At 66.9% G+C, this 3,631-nt stretch carries 4 protein-coding genes; all 4 read left to right on the top strand.

Annotated elements, in window-relative coordinates:
- Positions 1–719, top strand: a 719-nt coding sequence (locus tag VF515_05280) for a 3-oxoacyl-[acyl-carrier-protein] synthase III C-terminal domain-containing protein (protein ID HEX7407048.1), incomplete at its 5' end; no start/stop codon positions are given.
- Positions 716–1,237 (top strand): isoprenylcysteine carboxylmethyltransferase family protein, encoded by a 522-nt coding sequence (locus VF515_05285; protein ID HEX7407049.1) that lies wholly within the window; start codon positions 716–718, stop codon positions 1,235–1,237. The genes VF515_05280 and VF515_05285, both read left to right, overlap by 4 nt.
- 161 nt (positions 1,238–1,398) lie before the next feature.
- Complete coding sequence (locus tag VF515_05290) at positions 1,399–2,361, top strand: ABC transporter ATP-binding protein (GenBank protein HEX7407050.1); 963 nt, start codon at positions 1,399–1,401, stop codon at positions 2,359–2,361.
- A gap of 13 nt (positions 2,362–2,374) precedes the next feature.
- On the top strand, positions 2,375–3,631 hold a 1,257-nt coding region (locus VF515_05295), incomplete at its 3' end, for a hypothetical protein (protein ID HEX7407051.1).

Consider the following 3,631-nt stretch of genomic DNA (forward strand, 5'->3'; position numbering starts at 1 on the left):
CCACCGGCATCGCCACGCCCAGTCTCGATGCCCTCGTCGTCGAAAAGATGGGCCTGCGCCGCGACATTCGCAGGCTGCCGATCTTCGGGCTGGGCTGCGCCGGCGGTGTCGTGGGACTCACCCGCGCCGCCGAACTGGCCACGGCCCATCCCGGCAGCCGCGTGCTGTTCCTGGCCGTGGAGCTTTGCGCACTCACCTTTCGTAAGGACGACATTTCCAAGAGCAATATCGTCGCCACCGCGCTGTTCGGCGACGGCGCAGCCGGCGCCATTCTCTCGACCGAAGGCAACGGCACTGCGATCGGCCCAGGCGGCGAATACACCTGGCCCAATTCGCTCGACATTATGGGCTGGGAAGTGGAGGAGGACGGGCTGAAGGCACGCTTTGCGCAAAGCATTCCCTCGCTCGTCGCCCGTGACTTCAAATCCATCCTGCACACTTTTCTGCATGCCAACGATCTGCGCCTCGGCGACATCGACGGCTTTGCCTGTCATCCCGGCGGCGCAAAAGTGCTCGATGCGCTGGAGGATGCGTTCGGCATCCCGCGCGGCGCGCTCACCGAAAGCCGCGGTGTTCTGCGCGATTACGGCAACATGTCCGCGGTCACCGCACTGTTTGTGCTGGAGCGGATGAACTGGCGCGATACGGCGCGTCGCACAATGATGACGGCGCTCGGCCCCGGTTTCTCCGCCGTCTTTCTGATGATCGGTGGGCTGTGAGGCTAGCGATCGTCATCATTCTCGCGCTGGTCGCACTGCAGCGGCTGATCGAAGTCGCCTATGCTGAGCGCAACACAAGCGCCCTGCTCGCGCGCGGCGCAGTGGAGATCGGCCGCGCACACTATCCGCTGATTGTCCTGCTCCATGCTGCGTGGCTGCTTGCAATCGTTCTGTTTCTGCCGATGGACGCAACGATCCATTGGATACCGCTGGTGTTGTTCGTCCTGCTGCAATTGGCGCGCGTCTGGGTGATTGCAACGCTTGGGCCCTATTGGACGACGCGGATCATCACGCTCGAGAGCGCGCCGCTGGTGCGCAGTGGGCCCTACCGGTTCGTGCGGCATCCAAATTATCTGGTGGTCGCGGGCGAGATCGCGACGCTGCCGCTTGCCTTCGGCGAGGTGGAGGTCGCGATCGTCTTTACCGTGCTGAACGCGGCCATGCTGGCCTGGCGCATTCGGCAGGAAGACCCAGCACTGACCGCGCGCCGGTCGTGTGTACCGGCCAACGTGCGATGACGACATGGGCTGTGGCATGGGTCGCGAGCGAAGTTTTCGGGAACGCCTGATGGCAAATGGAGGGTTGCAGAACTCGAGCGCGCCACGCACGTCTGCGACGGAGCCGTCCGCTTTCCCTCACTTGACCGGCGCGTCCGTTCGTTTAGGCAGATGATGTGAATGTGAGCTCCAGCACACCGCCCGTGCCAGCGCTGATCCAAGTCGACGGCCTGCGCGTCCGATACGGCGACCGCTGGGCGCTCGACGAGTTGAGCTTCCAGGTGCAGGCGGGAGAGCTGGTCGGCCTGCTCGGCCCGAACGGTGCCGGAAAGACCACCACGCTATCGGTGCTGGCCACGCTCCTGCGTCCGGACGCTGGTCGCGCCTGTGTCGGCGGCTACGATGCGGTGCGGGAACCGGCCCGCGTGCGCGCCGTGCTCGGCCTGGTTCCGCAGACGCTGGCCATCTATCCGACGCTCACGGCGCGCGAGAATCTGCTGTTCTTTGCGCGGCTGTTCCGGCTGCGCGACGTGCGCGGCGTCGCCCAACGCAGTCTGCAACTCGTCGGCCTCGAGGAGCGGGCCGACGACATCGTGGCGACGTTCTCCGGTGGCATGCAGCGGCGCCTCAACCTGGCGTGCGGTCTCTTGCATGAACCGCGAGTGGTGTTGCTGGACGAACCGACAGTCGGCGTCGACCCGCAGTCTCGGGAGCGCATCTTCAACGCGGTGCGCGGGCAGGCGGCGCGCGGGGCCGCCATGCTGTACAGCACGCACCATATGGAAGAGGCGGAGCGCCTCTGCGATCGCGTCGTGCTCATCGACGGCGGTTGCGTCGTCGCCGCGGGGACCCCTGCCGAGCTCATCGAGCGTGCGGGCGGCGGGCTGCGCCTCGAGCTCCGCACGCACTCACCTTTGCACGCGGGCTGGCTCGACGAGGTGGGCGGGGCGACGATTCTGGAGCGGCCACCGGGTGCCTTCGACGATGGTGAGGTGACTCACGTCAGCCTCGACGACCTGACCCTGGCCGCGCGGGTGCTCGACTGTGCCGCGTCGCGGGGCGCCGGCGTCGTCGATTTCCACCTGCACCGGCCCAGCCTCCAGGATGTCTTCCTCAAGTTCACGGGACGTGCCTTGCGCGACTGAAGGACGCCAGACGATGCATGCGCTCGTGGTGATTCTGGGCAAAGACCTGCGACTGCTCTGGCGCGACCGTGCCGGACTCATCTTCCTCACGCTGGCACCGATCGTCGTCATCAGCGTCGCCGGCTTCTCACTCGCCAATCTCTACGGCGCGGATCCAACCGGCCAGACGGCGTACGAGCTCCCGTTCGTCGACGAAGACGGCAGCGAACTAGCGCACCGCTTGCGTGAGCGCATCGCCGCGGAGCGTTCCGTGAATCTGCGCCCGGTTGCAGATCGTGCGACGGCGGAGGACATGGTCCGCCGTAAGTTAGCGGGCTCGGCCCTCGTCGTGCCGCGTGGTACGGAGGCGGCTCTCCGTGACGGTCAGCCCGCCGCCTTGCTGTTGTACAGCGACGCGGTGAAGTACCTCGAGCGCCTGAATCTGCGCGCCAAGTTGCTGGAGATGCGTGACCAGCTTGCGCGCGGTGAAGATGCGGAGCGCGCCGCCGCCGAACAGCGCGAGCACCTGCGGCAGCAGGTGGACCAGCTACGTCTCAATGTGACCACACTGCGCGCCGCGCTGGACGCGACCTGGGAGGAAGCGCGCGTCGCGCGAGAGCAATCGGTGGCGGATGCGCACGTGGCGCTCGAGCGCCATCGCCAAGAGGCATCGAAGGATGTGGCGCGGCAGATCGACGCCGTCGTGCAGCGTCTCCAGCGCGAGGTGGACACGCAAGCCGATGCGCTACGCAGCGACGTGCGCGCCTATCTCGACCTGGTGGCGCAGCGCCGCGCCGAGTTCGGGGTGTGGCTCGCCGAGCTGCAGCGTCTCGCCGGCAGCCACGCCGGCGACATCCCGGCGCCACCGAAATTTCCGGAGCTACCGCCCGCACTCAAGCAGCGACTCGAAGCGAACGGTCCGCCTCTTCGGCTGCCCGACGCCAGCGAGTTGTCACTGCGTTTGCCGCCACCGCCGCGTCTCGAACCGCCCCCTCTGCCGCCGCGCCCGTCCCTGCAAATTCCGGAGATCACGCTGCCCGAACTTCCACAACTGCCGGGCACGCTGACAGTCCGCGAGGTCGACCTCGGCGGCGGCTCGATCAACGTCAATACCTTCGATCAGAACGTACCGGGTTTCAGCATCACCTTTCTGCTGCTCGGCATGCTGCTCGGCGTCTCCCTCGGACTGCTCGACGAGCGCGACTGGGGCACGTTGAGTCGCTTGCGTGCCATGCCGGTGGCGGCGCCGTCCATCCTCGTCGGCAAGCTCCTGGCGCGTTTCGCCGTAGGC

The organism is Candidatus Binatia bacterium (assembly GCA_036382395.1).
GTDB lineage: Bacteria > Desulfobacterota > Binatia > HRBIN30 > HRBIN30 > JAGDMS01.